The following is a 19861-nucleotide window of genomic DNA, read 5'->3' on the forward strand; positions in this document are numbered from 1 at the left end:
GTATGGTATAATGTCTATATCAACATAATTGGAGGATATAGACATGACCCCTCATAAAAGATATACCCATATAGATTTAGACTTAGAGGATAGAAAACGACTTGAGAAATTATCTAAATCACAAACCGATGAGTTTCGAAAAGTTCAACGTGCGAAGATAATACTTTTAAGTGCTGATGGGATGAACAATGCCGAAGTAGCTTTAGCTATTGGGGTTCACCGAAACACGGTATCAACCATTATAAATAGATACCTGTCTGCAGGCTTTGAATATGCCATCAAAGATAACGAACGCAGTGGCAAGCCATCTGTCATCACAGATGATGAGAAAGCTTGGATAATTAATCTTGCTTGTAGTCGCCCCGTTGATTTTGGCTATGCACAGGAATTATGGACATATAGAAAGTTGCAACAACACATCAGAGAACACTGCCTTGAAGCAGGGTTCCCAACCTTAAGTACATTATCCAATTCTACGGTTCATAACATCCTGGATGCTTCGGACTTAAAGCCCCACAGGATCAGATATTATCTTGAAAAGAGAGATCCGGATTTCGAGAGCAAAATGCATGACGTTCTTCTCGTTTATAAGCAAATAGAATTATGTTTTGATGAAAAGGGAAACGTAATTCCCATTGAGGGGAACAAAACAGTCACCATTTCTTACGATGAAAAGCCTGGGATTCAAGCTATTGCAAATACAACTGAAGACTTACGCCCCTGCATCGGTCACGGTTTTGTTGGACGGGATAGTGAGTACAAACGTCTCGGTACGGTATCATTCCTTGCTGGAATGGACTTATTGACAGGCGAAATTATTCCTTTGGTGAAAGATACGCATAAAAGTTCCGACTTTATTGAATTTTTGAAAATGCTTGATTCTAAATACCCTAAAGGCGACAAAATACGGTTGGTACTTGATAACCATTCTGCACACACATCCAAAGAAACAAAGTCATATCTTGCGACACTGCTAGGACGTTTTGAGTTTGTGTTTACCCCTAAACATGGTTCGTGGCTTAATTTAATTGAAAGCTTTTTCGGGAAAATGACAAGGCAGTTTTTGCGAGGTATCAGGGTTGGCAGTAAGGAAGAACTGGTTAATCGAATTTATCAGTATATAAACGAAGTAAATGTATCACCAGTAGTATATTGTCGCTTCTCACCTAAAATGACGGCGTAAATCTCACTGCCAATGGCGGAAGGAGTGTACAGACAACACGTCAATACCTGTAGAAGTGTAACGACAATACAAATAGTTTAAAAAGAGCCCCAACACACACATGCCAATCGATGTGTATATTGGGGATAATGTGGATAAGTTTTACATAGCAATTCCGCGTTGCCGTTCAGTATCCGCTAAAATACGCCCAATGTGAGCGTCCTCTATGACCTCACTGCCAGTTCGCTTTGCCTCATACAGCGCATGAGTACAAATGGTGTTGATGAGTCGTGGAATCCCCTTTGTCTCAGAGTGTATGAGCCCGATTGCGCTATCCGCGAAAACAGGGGTGGTAACTCCAGCCTGCTTCATTTGGTGGCGAATATACGTTGCCGACTCATGGGCAGTCAGACCCTGCAAGTGGAATTGAAGATGAATACGCTGAGCAATGGCTTCATATTTGTTCATACGCAAGATTCGGCGTAGCTCCGGTTGCCCTACAAGAATGAGGGAGAGCAAGGAAGAGGAATCCATTTGGTGATTTAAAGCGAATCGGAGTTCTAAGAGCATAGAAGGGCTAATATCATGAGCTTCATCAATGATGACAACCAACGCTTTATCCTTCTGAAGAGCCCGGTAGTTCAATACCTGTTCAAGCAACAGTTTCGATTTAGAGAGGTAAAAATTCGGTTCTTCCCCTAGCCCACGCAATAAATCAGCATAGAAATCACGGGGCTTCATACCAGCCTGACTTAGATAGATTACTTGGTACCGGACAGGATCTAGCTCTTGCACTAGACGACGAATAAGCGTGGATTTACCACTCCCGACTTCACCCGTTAGTACGCCAAGGCAAGAGTTGGTCACCATTAACTGTAAACGTGCCAAGGCTTCAGCGTAAGCCCCTTCCACAAAGAACATATCTCCTTGGGGTGAACGAGAAAAGGGAATGAGTTGGATGGAACTGGCTCGATCAATCATGGGTTACCTCCTGTTTTGGTCCAAAATTCAAAGCCTCTTGAGCCCATACACTCCGACGTTCTTGTTCTGCCAACTTAAAGAAATTGAGACTTGACGCTGGGTTAGCTTCTTGTTTTTCAACCTTAGATTTCGATTTGACTCGTTCATGGATACTGCGATTTAAATCGAGAAGTCGGGCATCGGGTAGTCGATTCCCGTCGTGCCAAACATGCATCACGCTGAGGTCGTAGGGATCAAAGCGAAGAGTCACCGTTTGACCTGAGAGATGAGTCGGGACCTCGAAGATATTCCCAAAAATGCTAACACAACCCGTTTTATCGACCTTTCGAGATTCTTCCCAAAGAAATATCTCCGTCAGTTCCGTCATCGAGACTCGGCGCATCGTCCGTTTAAGACTTGCTGCCCTATCCTTGGGCGACTGACCCGTACTACCGTGTTTGCGTAAGTGATAGTACCCTTCTAACCAAGAGGTAAAGGCTTCATTTAACTGTTTTAAGGTGGTAAGACTACCGTTTCCAATCTGCACATGAGCCTCTGGTCGGAAGCTGGTATCAATGAATCGAAAGAAGCGTTCAATTTTTCCTTTGTTATGTAAAGATTAACATAATAATGGTTACGTTAAGACTTCCGTTATGTGAAGAGTTGTCGCGCGACGCCATTCATACCTGAAGTCTTGGCGCTAAATCTTTACATAATCATCTACGATTAAATTTCTTCAACCAATCCTTTAAGTTCGAGTCGCTCTCCCACTGTGCCTCCTCCGGCGGCATAATCTCTTTACTGGCAGCTTCTATTGCCTGCCTCTTGTGCTTGGCATCAGCCTTTGCGTACACCTTATGACAAGCTTGACATAAGCACTATTATGGCAAGAAAAATGTTATGGAAAGTAAACCGGCGGATTCCCGAATATAGGCGTTAACCCGCCAGTTTTTCTTAACATAATAAAATCGGTTCCTACCGCTTCAATCCGGCAAGCCAGTCCATCAATGATTCGTCCTCTGTCCAATCGCTGGCTTTCTCGGGAACGACGTCATGCTTTCCGCAATTCATCTTTTCCAATGCTGCCCGTTTCATTTTGATGCTCGTTTTCGAGTATACTTCGGTTACCTTCAAATCAATGTGACCGAGGAAGTCGCGTATAAAGATAGGATTTATGTCGGCCTCTGTCAGGTGCATCGCTTTCGTATGTCTGATTCGATGCGGTGAAATTTCTAAAATACCACATTCGTCGGCGTACTTCTTCAGGACATATGCAATTCCTTGTCTGGTCAGCTTTTTCTGCTGGGCATTAAAGAAGATCGGATGCTCATAACAGGACGGGTTGTCTAAACGCTGTTCATGTAAGTACTGCCACAACAGGGCGACCGTCTTGTCCATCAGCGGCACGCTTCTTGTCTTCCTGCCTTTGCCGGTAAGCTTGACCTGTGCCGGAGAGTCAAGCCTCAAATCACCGACGCGAAGATCGGCGAGTTCCTGTACCCGTGCGCCGCTGTCATACAGCAGGCTCAATAACGCCTGGTCGCGCCTTCCCTTTCGAGTTGTTGTATCGGGCATTGCAAGCAACGCTTTTGTTTCATCTTCACTAAGAAAACCCACCTGCCTCTTTTTAGCCTTTTTAAAAGGAATAGCAAGCACCTGCTGACACTGAAACATATATTCCGGAGCCTGTACCTGGATGTGCTGGAACAGCGAGTGGATAGCTGCCAGCCGCTGATTCCTTGTACTGATACTATTCCCGCATTCGCGTTCCAGCCAGTTCAGGAATTCGGTTATCCGCCCGGCCGACAGATCGCTGATTCTCACTTTTTGGGCATTTATCCGCACTGCGTCCTGCATGTATCCCAGTAGACGTTTGTAGGTGTCACGGTACGAAGTTATCGTGTTGCCGCTCTGGTTCTGTACAACCGGAAGCTCATTCATTAAAAAACTGCTTAGGATTCGGGGGAATTCATTCGTCGTCTTCATATTCCGTCTTCACCTCCAGGTCAGGCATAATCTCGCCATATATCCGATTGATCTGCTGCACAAGCTCGGGGAAGGCTTCTGCGGTAAGCTTCAAATAACGTCCTGTGGCCGAAAGCGATGCATGACCCATATACGTCATCAACAGAGGGAGCGCGGCCTGGTGCGAAATCCCATCCCGAAGCATTGCCTCCAGGCTGTGTGCCGGAGATTATGCAGGTGCGGTCCGCTATCGTTCTTGCCGCCGTGCTTTATCCCACAATCAAACAGAATGTCTCTGAAATAATGGTTGACGGCCGTTTTCTCATAGTGGCCGTTTCCGAAACGGCTCTTGAAGAAATAGTCTTCTGGGGCATAGACCGGGTGGATCCTCCGGTTGTACCACTTCATATACTTGATAACCGAATCGCTCACAGGGATGTCGCGGTCTTTGTTGTTTTTGGCGTTAATCACATGAAGCACCTGATTGTCAAAATCGACATCCTTCATGCGAAGCCCAAGGGTTTCAGATATCCTTAGACCACAGCCATACTGTACCCTCAAAATCGTCGGATAGAAAATATGGGAATTTACACTATTCGGTTTTACCGTATCAGCAACGGCAAAGATGTCCGCTATTTGTTTGTGCGTAAAAATATATGGTTTGAAATCCTCATGCTGGTTCGTTACAATATTATTGTTAATCAGGTAAGCGGGGGCGTCGTGTCTGATCATGTATTCGGCCAAAATACGAATTAACGAAACACGACCCTCCTGCGTTGCTTGCCGCCAGTTGGGCTGCCTCTCCACAAATGCAAGGCACAGTTCCCTTGACAGTCCTTCAGAGCAGTCGTATTGTTTGCTCATTTCATCCAGGACAGACATCAGACGCGCCTGCTCATCGTACTTGAATCCTAATGAACGTTTTTCTTCCAGCAGCCCCCGCAGGTACCCGGTCAGTGGCCCGGTAAAGACTTTATTCCTTGGCATAGTCCATCACCTCCACTTCCAGAGCGCATGTGGAAAGCCCTTTCATGTCGACGCGAAGATAGTGGTGGGCTACCTGCGGATCAGAATGGCCCAAGATATCAGAAATCGTGGAGACCTCTACGTTATTCTGCAATAGGTTGGTCGCCAGAGAATGTCTAAGCGAGTGCCAGCCATAGTGCTTGGTCTTGTCAATTGTTATGCCGGATCGCTTGAGTGCTTTGCTGAGGTTAGTCCTTAGTGTGCTTTTGAAAGGGCATCCCACATAAGGCGCATTATGGGTTACAAATATATTCTGATAGTCCGTTATAGGTCTCCCATTCTTCAGATAATCAATGATTGCCCAGCCAACATCAGATGGCAAAGGCATTGTCAGCGTTTCCCCCGTCTTCCCCTGCACGATGGATATCTGCTTATTGTCCCAATCAATATCGTTTATTGTCAGGTTCAGGATATCTCCGATTCGAAAGCCCAGCCTCGCGCCAATAAGGATTATCGCATAATCCCGTTTCCCAACCGGAGTTGTGGTATCGACGGCATTGATCAAACTTTCAATCTGATCTTCTGTCCACACCGTCGGAAGCTTCGTCCGTGCCCTCTGCGGCGGGTGGGGAAGATACGCGGCGATTGGCTTGTCAGTATACTCGTTCAAGTATGCGTACTTAAAGTACTGCCGCAAGGCGGATATTCGCTCCGCGATAGTGACCGGCGCCAAGCCGACCATGGTCGCAATAAACCTGGATATCAACCCGGATGTGATTCCGTTAAAGTCATGGACACTGGCGGAATCCAGAAAGAGAATCATATCCTTGATCACGGCATTACAACGCTCATACTGCCAATGTGAGCACCCGTATTCCACCTCATAGCGTAAGAAGCCCTCGGTGGCTTCCTTGAATGGTTCCGGCCAAACAATCTCACCGTGGAATTCATTCCTGCGGAACAAAATCCCGAAATTGTAGTATTCTGCGAGAGAGCGAATGGCGCGGAAGTAATACATTCCGTTTTTCGAGTGCTCGCCCCCCGTGACAAACCCTCCGAGCTGCTGGAACTTCCAAACAAGAAAGTCCGTTCCCTTTGACTGAGAGTAATCACAGCCATCTGCGTATTCTGTGAACTCACGGAATACCTTCCTGTACCTGCGCATTGAATCATCGGAGTAATGGAGTTCTACAAGTTTTTGCTCCAACTCGCTGCACAGATCTGTTACTTTGATTTTTTTCATCATAACAAACCGTCTCCTTTTCTATTAGTAACGCATAGCGCCCTAAGAAAAGTATTAGTTGTTATGACAAGAAAGGCAACAGCAAATCCTATTAAATCAGCGAATTCTGGTGTTCACTTTCCATAATTACTTGCTTGCCATAATACACCTTATGACAAGCTTGACATAAGCACTATGCCAAGACGAACCCAGAGTTTCTAAGAAGGGCAATTGAGAAGAATGCCCAAAACCATGGAGCCGGTCTTGAAGGCTATTCGGAACAAGATAAGGAAGCATTAACAGAATTCCTTAAATCCTTCCGAGTATAGTTTATACTATGGAAAGTTAGATTTCTCATATAAGGGTATATGATTGAAAAAACGTTTAACTTTCCATAGTCAAACACTTTCCATATGACGCACTATGGAAAGCTTTCCATAGCGCGTCGTCCATGATGGCAAACAACAGAGCCTTCTTGCGTTTCTTAGGATTTTTAGGATCCGGCAAATAAAGGGTATGTTGAAAATCGGCCTGCCACATGAGATGTACATCCTCCACCTCAAACCGTCGATGCCCTCGAGAGGTAGGAGATTCTACTGCCTGCAAGAGTTCCTGGCGACCCACGCCAGCCTTGCGTAAATGCCGTGATAAAGTACTAGGGGCAAGAGTTGTCTCTGCAGCTAAACCGCTATGTTCTAATAGGTAGATAATCTGCTCCACACTACGCTCGGGTCGTTCACGACGTAGTTCAATGGCTCTTTGTAGGACATGAGCAGGTAAGGCACCCGCATTCTTAAGAGGACGCTTTTTAGGAATAAGCCCTTCCCAACCCTCTGATCGGTAGTTTGCCATAAAGCGTTCAAGCGTGCGCACACTGACCTGAGTCTTGTGACTGCCAGGAATGGTGTAACTGAGCGAGGCAATGTGCTCAAGCTGACGCTTCAGCTCCCCCGGAGCCATCGGGGTCTGACGAGAGACAATGGGTGCTATTAATCCGTAACGAAAAGCAGCTATCTGTTCATTGACCGCAAAATCCATGGTTTTTCACTCCTTCATCCATTAATAGTGGCTAGATTTTATCCTACCGCTATTCTGACTGAAAAAGTGGTGCCACACCATGGACAGCTTTTGTGGGATTAAGAGAACTGCCCGCCACCGTTGTTGAGCGCTTCAACTGGTAGATCCAAGTGAGAAGATCCCTGAACCGATACTGGGCAATATTCACTCTCATTTGATCCCATAACCGAAACAGCCAAGCCCATTCTTGATCTGGTTTTGACGAACCCACGGGGATCTCCACATGAGGAAGACTCTCTAAGATAGTCATCCATACTTCGGAGGAAGCGTCTTTTAGATCTTCACGGATTGCTTTGCTCCAGCGCCAAAGTGTCTTTTCACTCAACTTACCCGCCGAGGTTACTTGAGTTTCCGCGATTTTCACCAAAGATACCCCAGATAACTGTTGACGGATCACTTCTTCTTTAACTTCCCACGCCACCTGATGGTGTTCCTTCACAAAGTTAGGAAGAAGTGAAGTGGTTTTCTTACACTGAATGCATTTAAACCGAAAGATAGAAATAGTGAATGCTTCTAATAATGTGTACACTGTTCTTTGAAAACTTCCATGTCTATGCAAAATCACGCTTGCTCTGCAGTGGGGACACACCGTTGGTCGCAAGTGATTTGGGCAACCATCTCTAAAGTCCTCTATATAAGACTGGACAGTCCATAATTCTTCATGTAAACTCAAATTGGTAGTAACCAATGGGAAAGAGGAAACTAGGCTGGCCGGCCAATGATGTTTCCTCTTTCTTTTATCCTTCTTTTCAGATTGTCATACGATCTACTTTGACATATGAACCATTATCCAACAGCAACGCCAAACAAGTCAAGAAAAAGGCGCTCCTTTAACGTCAGTTAAAGTGAGCGCCCACAGTATATCATTGGACCTATAAGATGGATGAAGTGTCACTATGACGTGCACACGTTATTAGCGAACGCTATACTAGTTGATGAAGTCCGTTACAAGGTGATTAGTGTGCCTTTTCTAGATAATAACAAATTATAAATTGAATTAACCAACTTAATTAAACTTAATAAAAATAATTAATAAAAACAAATAAAACTTAACAAGATTAAAACAAATATAACTATATTGACAAAGATCGTTACCTAAATTAAACTGAAAAAGTGTTCTAGTGTAACAAGCAAACGCACCGGTTCAGAGGTCTCATTTCAGTATGGTGTTGAAGAATAAAAGCTTTAATAAGGTTTAGTTGGCAGGTGAGAAAATGACGCGAAAGTCAAGCAATGTACAGGGGGCTATAATTATTATTCTTTTGGGATTCTTTTTTTCGGGCTGTTCATCGCCGGATCCTTTGACGAAACAACAACGAACAGCTTTAAATGAAATGCTTGCTTGCCATGTAACCGATGAGCAGCCTGAAAGAGTAATTATCCAGAAAGAAACGTTAGATAAATTTCCGGCAATTGAAAAGGTTTTTAAGATTGTTTCCAATGGCGAAGAACGCTATACCTTTGTGGTCGGGCCTGTTGGCTATAGATCAACTATCAATATGCTGGTCGTCATAGATCCAAAAGTGAATCAAGTTAGAGGGATAAAAGTAATACGGCATAATGAAACTCCGGGTTATGGGGAATCGCTTACGGAAGCATGGTTTACCAACAGATTTCAAGGGAAAAGTGTCGACAGATACTTGAAAAGATCTATTCTTGAGGTTGAAGACTCAAATGAAATAATTCAGATCACGGGTGCTAGCGCCAGTTCGCAGGCTGTCCTCAATGGGGTTAATTCAGCTCTGGGTACATATCGTGAGGTTGTCCTTGGGGAAAAGGCCGAACCGGTGGAGCTTCAATTAAAGGGGTTTGTTACAGAGACTAAATAGGTCAAAGATTTAGCAAATAGGCTGAGAAAAATGGAAATTATGCGAGATCAAAAGAGGGGGATTCTATTTAATCCTGGACGATCAGTTTGGGCAACGGTTTACAAATTTTCTGATAGAAATAGAACTGGAATAATGCCAAGGACAGATAAGCAAGGCAGGGCAAAATGATTAGAAGAATGATTCAATTAATCACGGCGATTGGCATTAACAGTTATTTAATCGGGTTTCTGAACGGAAGTATATACAAAGGAAATCTTAAAAAAATCTGTGTCCCTGGGCTTAACTGCAGTTCCTGTCCGGGAGCATGGGGGTCCTGCCCTTTGGCCATGTTACAGAATGCTGTGGTCGAGATTTCGATGGGCAAATTTTCCTTATTTATTTTGGGCTTTCTTTTTCTGACGGGACTGATCATGGGGAGATTTGCCTGCGGCTGGTTGTGCCCGTTTGGCTTGCTTCAGGAATTAATTTTTAAGGTCCCCCTGCCTAAAGTTCGTTTGAAGGAAAGTTTTAAACGCTTCGAATATTTGAAATATGGTATCTTAATTCTTTTTATCTTTATTCTCCCGGCATTTGCGGTTTATGGGGTGAGCGAGACTGCTTTTTGCAAGTACATTTGCCCGGTAGAAGTGATAGAAGCGAATTTCCCCTTGATCTTAGCCAGACCATCCTTAATAAGGGTTATGGGAATTTTGTTTAAATGGAAATTATTTCTACTACTAATAATTCTATTGATGTCTGCGGTCATCTTTAAACCGTTTTGCCGGTTTATCTGCCCCCTAGGCGCAATTTATGCACTTTTTAATCCCGTAAGTTTATATCATTTCCAAGTGGAGCGGGCTAAGTGTATCAGTTGTGCCCAATGTCTTAAAAAATGCAAATTGGGGATCACCGTTTTTAATGATCCCAATAATAGAGAATGCATGCGCTGTAATGAGTGCTTAGAATGTCCAACTCAAGCCCTAAGAATAAAAAGATTTTGGAATCCGACTCAAGTCCTGATCGGAAAAAATTTTTGGAAGAAAAGCAGCTAAAGGAAGACTTTAGCTTGCTTGGTATGGAAAGGATAATTGAAAGATGTTTAGGTACCGGCAGAGGGTAGTAACGGCTATAATCTTAGGATTCTTATTCGTTTGTGCAGGGTGTGCTGACAAGTCAGTCCGGGTACAAGAATTTAGCAGGGAAAATATCGTAATGGATACCCTGATTAAGATCACTGTCTATGCAGCTGATCCGCAATTAGGAGAAAAGGCTTTAAATGAAGCTTTTGCAGAGTTTAGCAGGATCAATAGCCTAGCTGATAGGTTTAGCGAAAAAAGTTTGCCTGATTCGGAAACCAGCGATGTCTACCAGATTAATCAAAATGCCCAGGTAAAACCGGTCAAAGTCAGTGATGATATCTTAGCTATGCTGGACAGAAGCAATTATTTTGCCAACTTAAGTGAAGGTGCGTTTGATGTTACTATTGGTCCGATCATGGATCTCTGGGGGTTTAAACAAACTGAGCATCATCTTCCTTCGGAAAAGGAAATAGCGGAAAAGCTTGCTTTAGTAGGTTATCAACGGATTGTGGTCGACAAGGAACAAAAGACTGTGTTTCTGCCGGAAAAAGGAATGGAGCTTGACTTAGGAGGTATTGCTAAAGGGTATGCCACGGATATGGCTGTGCAAAGACTACGCGAATTAGGAATTAATTCGGCAATAATTAATGCCGGTGGCAACGTATATGCCTTGGGCTCGAAACCTGACGGTTCTCCTTGGCGGGTGGGAATCCAGGACCCTCGGAATAATAATAAAATTATTGCCATTTTAAGAGTCGAGAATACTGCCGTAGTATCTTCGGGAGATTATGAGCGCTATTTCATCATAGACGGGGTTCGTTATCATCATATCATAGACCCGTCTACAGGGGAGTCTGCCAGGCAACTAATGAGTACCACTGTTCTGGCTTCCAGCGCCACCGATGCGGATGTTATGTCTACTACCTTGTTTGTTCTTGGGTCCGAACGGGGTAGGGAGTTATTACAGAAATTCACAAATATTAATGCCGTCTTTGTGGATCCTGAGCGGAATATTACTTTTTCGAAGAGTTTAAATAAGCAAATTGATATTTTAGACCAAGCAAATGGTCAAGTCAAAAAGGAAGATAGTGAGGATGCTTCGTCACAAGTAGAGTAATTTCATACCTATGTTACTGCTAATGGGGCTGGATATATTATGTTAATTTTAGTTTAATATATTGGATATATGTTTAAAACATTTGGTTTCAGTTTAAGATAATTGGTTTTATTTGTTGACTTTAAAAACAGATCATTTTATTATTATGTAAGTAGTAGCCTATAGGGTTTGAATAAGGAGGGAATAAAATGAAACACAAAAAGAGTCTTGGGCGAAAAAGTCTTTTGCTTCTAGTTATGTTAATATTTTCACTTTGTCCTCCCTTTCTGGGACAGCTATCCAGTGCGGAAGCTGCGACAGGACCATTAATTATTACCGGCACCGGTTTAAGTCGCGATGCAACAATAACTGATGCTGATTGGACTAATTTTACGCTAGGGGATAGTTATTATTCCACTAATAATTCCGTAAACTCTCATAAAATCTATAAGGTAAGAGGGTATAACTTGTGGGATATAATTGGTCAAACAAATCTTAAAACTGACCAGGATTATAATATATCCTTTATTGCTTCCGACGGTTTTAAAGTAACGAAAAAGGTTAGCGAACTGAATAGCGGCTCTTGCTATTCGGATTTTACGGACGCAAGTAAAACACTTGTCGGCCCGATGCTGGGTTTTTACCAAGCTAAACTTATTGAAGTCCCAACTGCTGACTTTAGTCCGCCAATTAGCTGGACGGACAGGGAGATTACCGAGGCTGATAAGGACAGTAATTCCCCCCGCCTAACTTTTGGTCAGCAAACGATCAACGACATGAATGAATCCAAATGGAATAAAAATGTTGTAAAAATATTGGTAGGCGAGGAACGTCCGTCGGTGATCACTATCAGCGGTAATGGTCTAAATGCGGACAAACAGTTCACAATGGCGCAGTTAACCAGTGTTCCCGATCAGTACAAAATCAATCAAACATACCAATACAACTCCAGCTCCGGGCTGAAAACTGCAGCCGTAAAAGGGGTAAATCTGTGGTATGTTTTACATGATCTGGTCGGAATTAAAGACACTAGTGCGAAGGTTCAATTTATAGCCAGCGACGGCTACGCGATGGCGCTGCAAACTCAGGCTGATATTTCCGATCCTAACTTAAATTATGTCTTGGCCTATGAAGTAGGCGGCCAAGCAGTCAGTGATGATAGCGGCAAGGGCTTGCTCCGGATCTATCGTAATCAAAAAACAGCGGCTGAATTTAATAATACTGTCTTTAAGGCGATTATCGGGATCAGTATTGTTTCAGACGCCGGCATAGATTTTACCACCAGTACTTACAAGCATATTAATTACACAGGCGCCCCCTATAACGTGGACAGCATTACCAGCGCTACGCTGACCGTCGAAGGCCCAGGAGTAGAGAACTACCGGGCTCTCTCCCTGCGTCAGATTGAAGAGGCTAATGCCGGTTTAGTACGCGGAACCTATGCCGAAACAATGGGCGGTGCGGTTAAACAAAATACCTATGAAGGTATGCCTCTCAGCTATCTGATTGATAACTTTGTTACCCTGAAGTCTAATGCCGGGACGATCATTTTAAAAGATAAAAGTCGCCAAACCATAGCCGAATACAGCTTAGATGATATTCGGAAGACAGATTACCTGAACACTACCAGCGGCGGGGCCATTAATCTCAAAATGATTGTGGCTTATGGGGTTAATGAGGTGCCGTTGGTTTATCTGAATAGTGATACTGGATATCGGGCGGACAAATACAATGATAATGGCTGTTTTAAACTGGTCGTCGGTCAGAAAGCGGCTGGGGATCCTGCCCCAATATTCTCCAACGTTGCTTATGTGTATGTGACGGAGGCTGATGCGGCTAATGTCTATGAGCATACTTATGCGCCCTATAATGATCCTAAGTATACCAATTATCTCTTGACTTTGACCGGTTCCGGTTTGGGTAAGGAAGTTAATTACTCGGTAGCGGATATAGAGTCGTCAGCCATGGACAGTATCCGGCAGCAAAAAGAATACTCCCTCTCCAACAGTGAATATTTCTGGTATTACAATACTTATAAAGGCGTGGGACTTTGGGATTTGCTGCTTAAAGCAGGGCTTGATCCGAACATCAGCGAGAGCACAACAGTTAATCTGATAGCGGCTGACAACTATAATTTTGCACCGCTCACAATAAAAGATATTAAGGACGGTTCCTTGTATGGCTATTACCAAAAAAATGAAAATGACTTAGGTGATGGGAATTTTGACGGTTCGCTGGTTCAGCCAATTACATCCGGTTATTCTCCTTTGGTAGCTTACGGCTTCAACGGCTACCCGTATGTGATTCAGCCGACAGACGCGGGCTATAATTCCGGCCTCGGCAACAGTGGGGGACCGCTGCGCTTGATCTTCGGCAAGAAGTCCTATGATGATACCAACGGCTCCCACCAAGTTCAGTTTCTGAAGAAGGTAATTATTGGCGAGGATACAAACTATACGACGCACACTTACGGCGCTTATACAGCTCTAGCTACCAGCCCTCTTTCCGTCAAGGTTCGTGGGGACAACAATAGTGTCATTAGCGAGCGCAACTATACGGTAGCGGACATTGAAAATATGGTTTATGGAGTCTCGGCGGCGGAAGCTGAAAAGGCTCAAGTTAAAGACAGTTACTTTACCAAGGTCTATAATGGAACAAAAATATCCGACCTTTACGAAGGAGTTGGACTCTGGTACCTCCTCGGCACAAAAGTAGGCTTGCCGGGGACAACCGGTACGGTCACTTTCAAAGGTGTCTCCCCGACTACTAGCGAGGCTGCCACAGTTACCGTTAATTTGGAGGATCTGCAGAAAACTTATTTTAATGAAGTTAATGGCTCGCAAACGGTTAAACCTGTCCTGGCTTATGCCAAACTTGGCTATCCGTTGGTTGTTGGGAAAACTGTCGCCGAAGGTTATGTCAGTGCCGCGAAAAATAATGGCGGTCCGCTGATGCTGCTTTTCGGACAGACAACGACAGGGACGGGGACACCGGGTACAAGTCTCTATAATATTACGGAAATCACCGTCAATGTTCAGCAGGATCCCTATGCCCACTTGGTTGCCCCTTATGACACTTATGGCGCCAGTCAGCTTATAATCTCCGGCAATGGCGCCAAAAAACAAGTAACCGCAACCGTTCAGGAACTGGAAACGCTTCAGGATTACATCATCAGCGGCCAATACTGCCTGCTGAATAATGCAGGGGCGACGGATTCCGGAACGTACAAGGGGCTTGATTTATATAGTTATTTGAATAAGGAAGTAGGTTTCAATCTTGGAGCTACTGGAGTAAGCATAGTGGCTGCAGATGGTACGAGCAGTACCTTCACTTTGGCTGAACTTGCCAAGACAGATTACCTTAACCAGGTCAGCGGGGCGAATGATTTGAAAGTTATGCTGGCCTATGGACGGGATGAAAAACCCTTGGTCACCGATACGGCAGCAGCGGGCTATGACGCTTCGGCCAAGAATAGCGGCGGTCCTTTGCAGCTGATTATTGGGCAGACTCAGGCCGGGGATGTCAACAAATCCAAATGTGTCAAGAATGTCGCGGAAATCGTCATTGAAGGCCAAGCGTTGACTAGTTGGAAGCATGATAACGGTGTTTATGTGCAGTATCAGGATCAGCCTGTACTGCGAGTTACCGGGGATCAAATAACAACGCCGCGTACTTTCACCGTTGGGGAATTTGAAGCACTGACGGCTCAAATTACTCGTGATACTTATACGGGGGATGGCAGCCATGAGTTTGAGGGCGTGATCCTCTGGAAGTTGATCAATGAAGTTGTTGGTTTAAAAGATGGAATAACTGCGCCAAGTATCCGGGTATTCAGCGGGCAAAGTTACAATCAGGTTCTTTCCAACCTGGATCAAGTCAAAAATGGGGTTACCAATAGCCAAGGACTTAAGAAAGATATTATCTTAGCTTACGCCCAAGACGGATATCCTCTGGTTCCCAATTCCGGCAGCCCAGGTTATGACAATAACAATGCTTATGGGCCGTTACGTTTGATCGTTGAAGAAAGCAAGTCCATGTGGGTCAAAAATACGGACTGTATTGTGGTAGGGACTGGTGATTACGAAGAACCTGTAGCCCCCGAACCGGTTAATACAGACTTTACCCTGTACCGTAATGACGACAACAGCGGCTTGCCATTGGCCAGTATCCGTTCGGTCACCCCTGATAGTCTAGGCGGTTTTTGGGTGGGAACTTATGGCGGCGGAGCAGCCTATAAAAATGCCCAGGGCAATTGGACGCTTTACAATACGAGCAATAGCAGTTTGCCGGATAATACCGTCTATGATATCGAAATTGACCAGACCAACCGGGTTTGGATGGCCGTAGGCAGCGCGGAAGCGCCCAAGGGCGTGGTCTGCAAGTATGGCGATACCTGGACGCTCTACAATACCGCTAACAGCAGCCTGCCGGACAATTTTGTCTATACCATTACTCCGGATACGAAGGGCGGACTATGGATGGGAACAGCTCAGGGCGCCGTTTACCGGGATAGTAACGGAGTTTGGACAGTTTATGGGAAGAACGACGGCATTCCGGCAGCATCGGTTAATGTGATTACGCCGGACAGCACAGGCGGCGTCTGGTTTGGTTGTTATCCGGATACGCTTGATACTCAGGCAGGGACTTACTCCGGTGGTTATGCCTACAGGGATGCTTCCGGTCTTTGGACCAATTACAGTGAGGTTGGGAACACCAACTTTGGCGATAACTGGATTAGATCCATTTCCCCGGACAAGAACGGCGGCGCCTGGATCACCCGCTCCGGCAACTATGCCGGCGGCGGCAAGGTGGATTATGTGTCCGCGACAGGGCAAAAACAAACCTATGATGATATAACCTTATATCCGGCGATACCCGACGGGGATACCATCCGCCTGGCAGCGGCGGACCAAGACGGCGGGCTGTGGATGGCGACTAAATCCAGTGGTTTGCTCTACAGAAACAGTCAGGGAGAGGTTGCCGCCGGTTACAATAGCGGCAACGGCTGGCCTACTGCCCAGTGGAACAATGTTTACTTCCTGAGCGTCGACAGTCAAGGCAGTGTTTGGGCCGGGACCAACGGCGGGGTTGCCTATAGGGCGGGCGAGGATAATTCCGGAGGGAGCGTAGTAGGAACATACACGCTCACGCCATCCAGTGACGCTGTCTATACGAACGGCACAACAGTTGACGGGATCAACACAATGACCGTCAACAGCGGGGTTACCGGCTTACGGTTCTTCTCCGTCTATATTACGCCGGTTGTCGCTCATGCCGGCAATGAAAAAGTGGTATTTGTCCAGTTACGCAACGGTTTACAAATAAATTTAAATGCTTCCGGCGCTGATTTTGACTTGGTACAAACTTCCCAGGCGGGATTTAACGTTCAACCCGACGATGTGATCAAAGTATATATCGTTGATGATCTCACCAATGACACGAACGTTAATCCGGTGATCCTGGAATAGTCGATTAGACGAGGAGTATACGGTTATGAAACTTAGATGGAGAAACCATTATAGAAAGGTTCCGCTTACAAATACCATGCTTATTTTTCTGTTCGGAGTGCTGGTTTTTTTCTGCGGTTTTTTATCACCGCCGGCGGCCTTAGCTGAAGAATTATCAAATCCCGAGCAAATTATTTTAACCTGGTCCGGTGATCCGGAAACCTCTCAAACCATTACCTGGTTAATGCCTGATAATTCCTCAGCTCAGGTACAGTATTTAAGGGCGGAGGAATTTACCGGCAGTTTTGCCGCCGCCCAGCAAATGGATGGCGGCGGCACGGCCTTTGACAGTACTCATTATCGGTATACAGTAAATATTACCGGGTTGATGCCGAATGAAAAATATTTTTACCGGGTAGGGAGAGAGGGAGCCTGGAGTCAGACCCTGTCTTTTTCTACCGCTGCGGGTCCGGAAGATTTCTCATTTCTATATATGGGCGATGTGCAGGCAGGATATGCCCAATGGGGCAGCATGCTGGATGCGGTTTACCAGGGTTATCCCCAAATCAAGTTTGCTTTGTTAGGTGGAGATTTAACGGATAATGGCAGTGATGAAACCGAGTGGGGACAGTTTCTCGACGCCGCAACAGGTGTTTTTTCCCGGATTCCGGTGATGCCGACGAAGGGCAACCACGACGGATCATTGTATTTGAAGTATTTTGCCTTGCCGGATAACGGACCGGAAGGGTTGAAACAGGAATTCTACTCTTTTGATTACGGGAATGCTCATTTTGTGGTACTGAACAGCGGCAACAATACTAATGCAACAGCCAAGCAATGGTTGCAGGCAGACTTACAGAATACCACGAAAAGTTGGAAGTTTGTGATGTTTCATCAGCCTGCATATCAAGCTCAAGAGGATTATAAGACAATTGATGATTCAATACGTGAAAATTGGGTACCTATTTTAGAGCAGAATGGGGTGGACATGGTGTTTGTCGGGCACCAGCACGAGTATATGAGGACTTATCCAATTTTCCAGGGAGAAGTGCAGACTGATCCGGCAGCGTATGGTATTGTCTACGTGATGGGTAATGCCGGTTCCAAGGTTTACGGCGGCGGTTCAGGGTTTTCCTATATTGCCAGGGAAGAGACCGGCAGCAACTATCAGATTATTGATATTACCGGCGATGTTTTAACCATGACATCCAATAAATCCAACGGTGAAGTGATCGAGAGCTATACGATCAGTAAAGAGGCAACGCCTGATCCGGAGCCAAATCCGGTTTATACGATTTCTCCGGAGGCCGATACAGCTTATACCCCGGGAACAACTGAAGAGGGCATCAACACTATGACAGTTAATGCGGATATAACCGGTTTTAAATACTTTGTTGTTAACATTCGCCCGGTAATTCCCCATAATGGTGATGAAGTAGTGGTCTTTACGCATTTGAGAAACGGGAATCAGCTGGGACTGAATGCCGCCAAAGCCGATTTTGACGCCGTCCTTGCCGTCCAGGCCGGTTTTAATGTGTTGCCTGGCGATATGGTCAAAGCTTATATTGTTGATGATTTAACCAATGCGATAGATTTTAACCCGACTATTTTACAGTAACAGATCATGATGTGACTAATTTTAATAAGTATGCTGTATGTACCAATCCAGAGTAGCAATAAGTCTTATTGTCATTTGGTCAAAATAGTGAAAAGACCCTTTACGAAAGCCGAAAGCCAGTGTTTCTTATTCTAAAGAACGCTGGCTTTTGGCTGCTTATTAAGCTGATTATTAATAAGTAGCCAAAAGTGATCTGCCCCGCATTCCGCACCATTGAAGTTTTATCGAAATAATCTAGTTGAAGTGGAGGATTGATTCTAATTACTGCTATAAATATGGCAAAAACCTGCGATTTTCTATTAATAGTGGAGGATAATTTACACTAATTCGCTATTTTTGTAAGGGTTGCGGAATGTAGAACTGAAATATGCAGCTATCTATGATATCGAGATAGGGATAAAGGCATTCCTATATGAGGACGGATTTACCCAGGCTAAAATGAACTAAAACAAATTGAAACAAAATAAATTGAAATAAAACTAAATAAATCAAACAATTAATATTGACAGAGAACATCTTTAAAAATATACTATAAATAGTTCCAGAATATACAAAAATATCGAAATTAATCATAATCATAGCTGTCAAGCGTAGAGAAAAGGGGGGGATGCCTATAAACGCTGTTATAGAACATAAGCATCTGGTGTTTCCGTAGATTAATAAGAGAGGAGTGGTTTTGAGAATGATGATTGTGAAAAAAGGTTTAATATGTCAAAAATTATGATGGGTTTGATACTGGGACTGATCATGGGAGTTTGCGGGTTGATAATGCCCGGGTCAGCAAGCGCGTTTGCTGATGTGCAGATAACCGGCAATGGAGTAAATACCCCGGTGACGTTAACCCAGGCTCAATTAGAGGGCATGACCCAGGTGTCGACCACCTACAGTGCGATTAACACCTGGCCTACTAAAAAGTGGTATGTTGGTGAAGGTGTTACCCTTGCGAATCTATTAACCGCAGCCGGAGGAATTAAGGCCGAGGCCAAGATGATCAAAGTTTACGCATCTGACGGTTTTAATATTAGTTTTACTGTGGAAGAACTGATTAACGAGACCCGCTATTACTATCCTGGGCTGAAAGAGAATCATGAATATTATGGCGAGATTCCAGGTTCAACCGCTGATGCAGTACAGGTGTACCCTATTCTGGCCCTGCATAGTGCGAATAGTAATAATTATGCTGATATGAATACTTCCGATGTGCCGCATTTTTTATTTGGGCAGCGGTATGTGACTGAACAGACTAATGACGCGTTCGTTAAATATGTAAATAAAATTGAAGTGACCACCACTACCCCGGCAGTATGGGCTGATCCAACAGCAACGCCAAGCAGTGGAACCACCATTTTATCGGGAACCGGTATAGCACTAAGTGCTACTTATAATGATGCCGATAAGGTTTATTTTACCACTGACGGCAGCACTCCTTCTATCTCCAGTGATATGTATAACTGGATTGCC

15 protein-coding genes are annotated in these 19861 nt (G+C 44.6%); 7 read left to right on the top strand and 8 right to left on the bottom strand.

Annotated features, from left to right (window positions below):
• The first annotated feature begins 43 nt into the window (after nucleotides 1-43).
• Nucleotides 44-1183 (top strand): IS630 family transposase, encoded by a 1140-nt coding sequence (locus AC6I5A_RS00065; protein ID WP_034610239.1) that lies wholly within the window; start codon nucleotides 44-46, stop codon nucleotides 1181-1183.
• A 141-nt stretch (nucleotides 1184-1324) separates the two neighbouring features.
• Here the strand turns inward: AC6I5A_RS00065 and AC6I5A_RS00070 are convergent, their stop codons facing one another.
• The 8 genes from AC6I5A_RS00070 to AC6I5A_RS00105 all read right to left on the bottom strand — a co-directional run bounded on the left by AC6I5A_RS00070 (nucleotide 1325) and on the right by AC6I5A_RS00105 (nucleotide 7941).
• Nucleotides 1325-2143, bottom strand: a complete 819-nt coding sequence (locus AC6I5A_RS00070) for an ExeA family protein (RefSeq protein ID WP_034610242.1) — start codon at nucleotides 2141-2143, stop codon at nucleotides 1325-1327.
• On the bottom strand, nucleotides 2136-2669 hold the full coding sequence (locus tag AC6I5A_RS00075) for a Mu transposase C-terminal domain-containing protein (protein WP_052167773.1): 534 nt from the start codon (nucleotides 2667-2669) through the stop codon (nucleotides 2136-2138). Before AC6I5A_RS00075 ends, AC6I5A_RS00070 begins: the two co-directional genes overlap by 8 nt.
• A gap of 428 nt (nucleotides 2670-3097) precedes the next feature.
• Complete coding sequence (locus AC6I5A_RS00080) at nucleotides 3098-4108, bottom strand: site-specific integrase (protein ID WP_034610245.1); 1011 nt, start codon at nucleotides 4106-4108, stop codon at nucleotides 3098-3100.
• Nucleotides 4092-4250, bottom strand: coding sequence for a hypothetical protein (locus tag AC6I5A_RS00085; protein WP_497900366.1), 159 nt, complete (start codon nucleotides 4248-4250; stop codon nucleotides 4092-4094). The genes AC6I5A_RS00080 and AC6I5A_RS00085 overlap by 17 nt, the downstream gene beginning before the upstream one ends.
• Nucleotides 4247-5074, bottom strand: coding sequence for a tyrosine-type recombinase/integrase (locus tag AC6I5A_RS00090; protein WP_052167774.1), 828 nt, complete (start codon nucleotides 5072-5074; stop codon nucleotides 4247-4249). Before AC6I5A_RS00090 ends, AC6I5A_RS00085 begins: the two co-directional genes overlap by 4 nt.
• Complete coding sequence (locus AC6I5A_RS00095) at nucleotides 5061-6299, bottom strand: site-specific integrase (protein ID WP_034610249.1); 1239 nt, start codon at nucleotides 6297-6299, stop codon at nucleotides 5061-5063. The genes AC6I5A_RS00090 and AC6I5A_RS00095 overlap by 14 nt, the downstream gene beginning before the upstream one ends.
• 360 nt (nucleotides 6300-6659) lie before the next feature.
• Nucleotides 6660-7313, bottom strand: coding sequence for a hypothetical protein (locus tag AC6I5A_RS00100; protein ID WP_052167776.1), 654 nt, complete (start codon nucleotides 7311-7313; stop codon nucleotides 6660-6662).
• Between the two features lie 49 nt (nucleotides 7314-7362).
• Nucleotides 7363-7941, bottom strand: a complete 579-nt coding sequence (locus tag AC6I5A_RS00105; protein ID WP_497900367.1) for a transposase — start codon at nucleotides 7939-7941, stop codon at nucleotides 7363-7365.
• A gap of 625 nt (nucleotides 7942-8566) precedes the next feature.
• On the opposite strand from AC6I5A_RS00105, the gene AC6I5A_RS00110 reads away from it, so the two are divergent.
• The 6 genes from AC6I5A_RS00110 to AC6I5A_RS00135 all read left to right on the top strand — a co-directional run.
• Nucleotides 8567-9181, top strand: a complete 615-nt coding sequence (locus AC6I5A_RS00110; RefSeq protein WP_034610254.1) for an RnfABCDGE type electron transport complex subunit G — start codon at nucleotides 8567-8569, stop codon at nucleotides 9179-9181.
• 164 nt (nucleotides 9182-9345) lie between these two features.
• Nucleotides 9346-10212 carry a 4Fe-4S binding protein gene (locus AC6I5A_RS00115; protein WP_052167781.1) on the top strand — a complete coding sequence of 289 codons (867 nt, stop codon included), beginning with the start codon at nucleotides 9346-9348 and terminating at the stop codon, nucleotides 10210-10212.
• Between the two features lie 43 nt (nucleotides 10213-10255).
• Complete coding sequence (locus AC6I5A_RS00120; protein ID WP_052167783.1) at nucleotides 10256-11356, top strand: FAD:protein FMN transferase; 1101 nt, start codon at nucleotides 10256-10258, stop codon at nucleotides 11354-11356.
• A gap of 188 nt (nucleotides 11357-11544) precedes the next feature.
• A complete protein-coding gene (locus tag AC6I5A_RS00125; protein WP_034610264.1) occupies nucleotides 11545-16803 on the top strand; it encodes a two-component regulator propeller domain-containing protein in 5259 nt (1752 codons plus the stop codon).
• Between the two features lie 25 nt (nucleotides 16804-16828).
• A complete protein-coding gene (locus tag AC6I5A_RS00130; RefSeq protein WP_034610265.1) occupies nucleotides 16829-18400 on the top strand; it encodes a purple acid phosphatase family protein in 1572 nt (523 codons plus the stop codon).
• Nucleotides 18401-19108: 708 nt separating this feature from the next.
• Nucleotides 19109-19861, top strand: a 753-nt coding sequence (locus AC6I5A_RS00135) for a chitobiase/beta-hexosaminidase C-terminal domain-containing protein (protein WP_034610266.1), incomplete at its 3' end; no start/stop codon positions are given.

The organism is Desulfosporosinus sp. Tol-M2 (assembly GCF_059735615.1).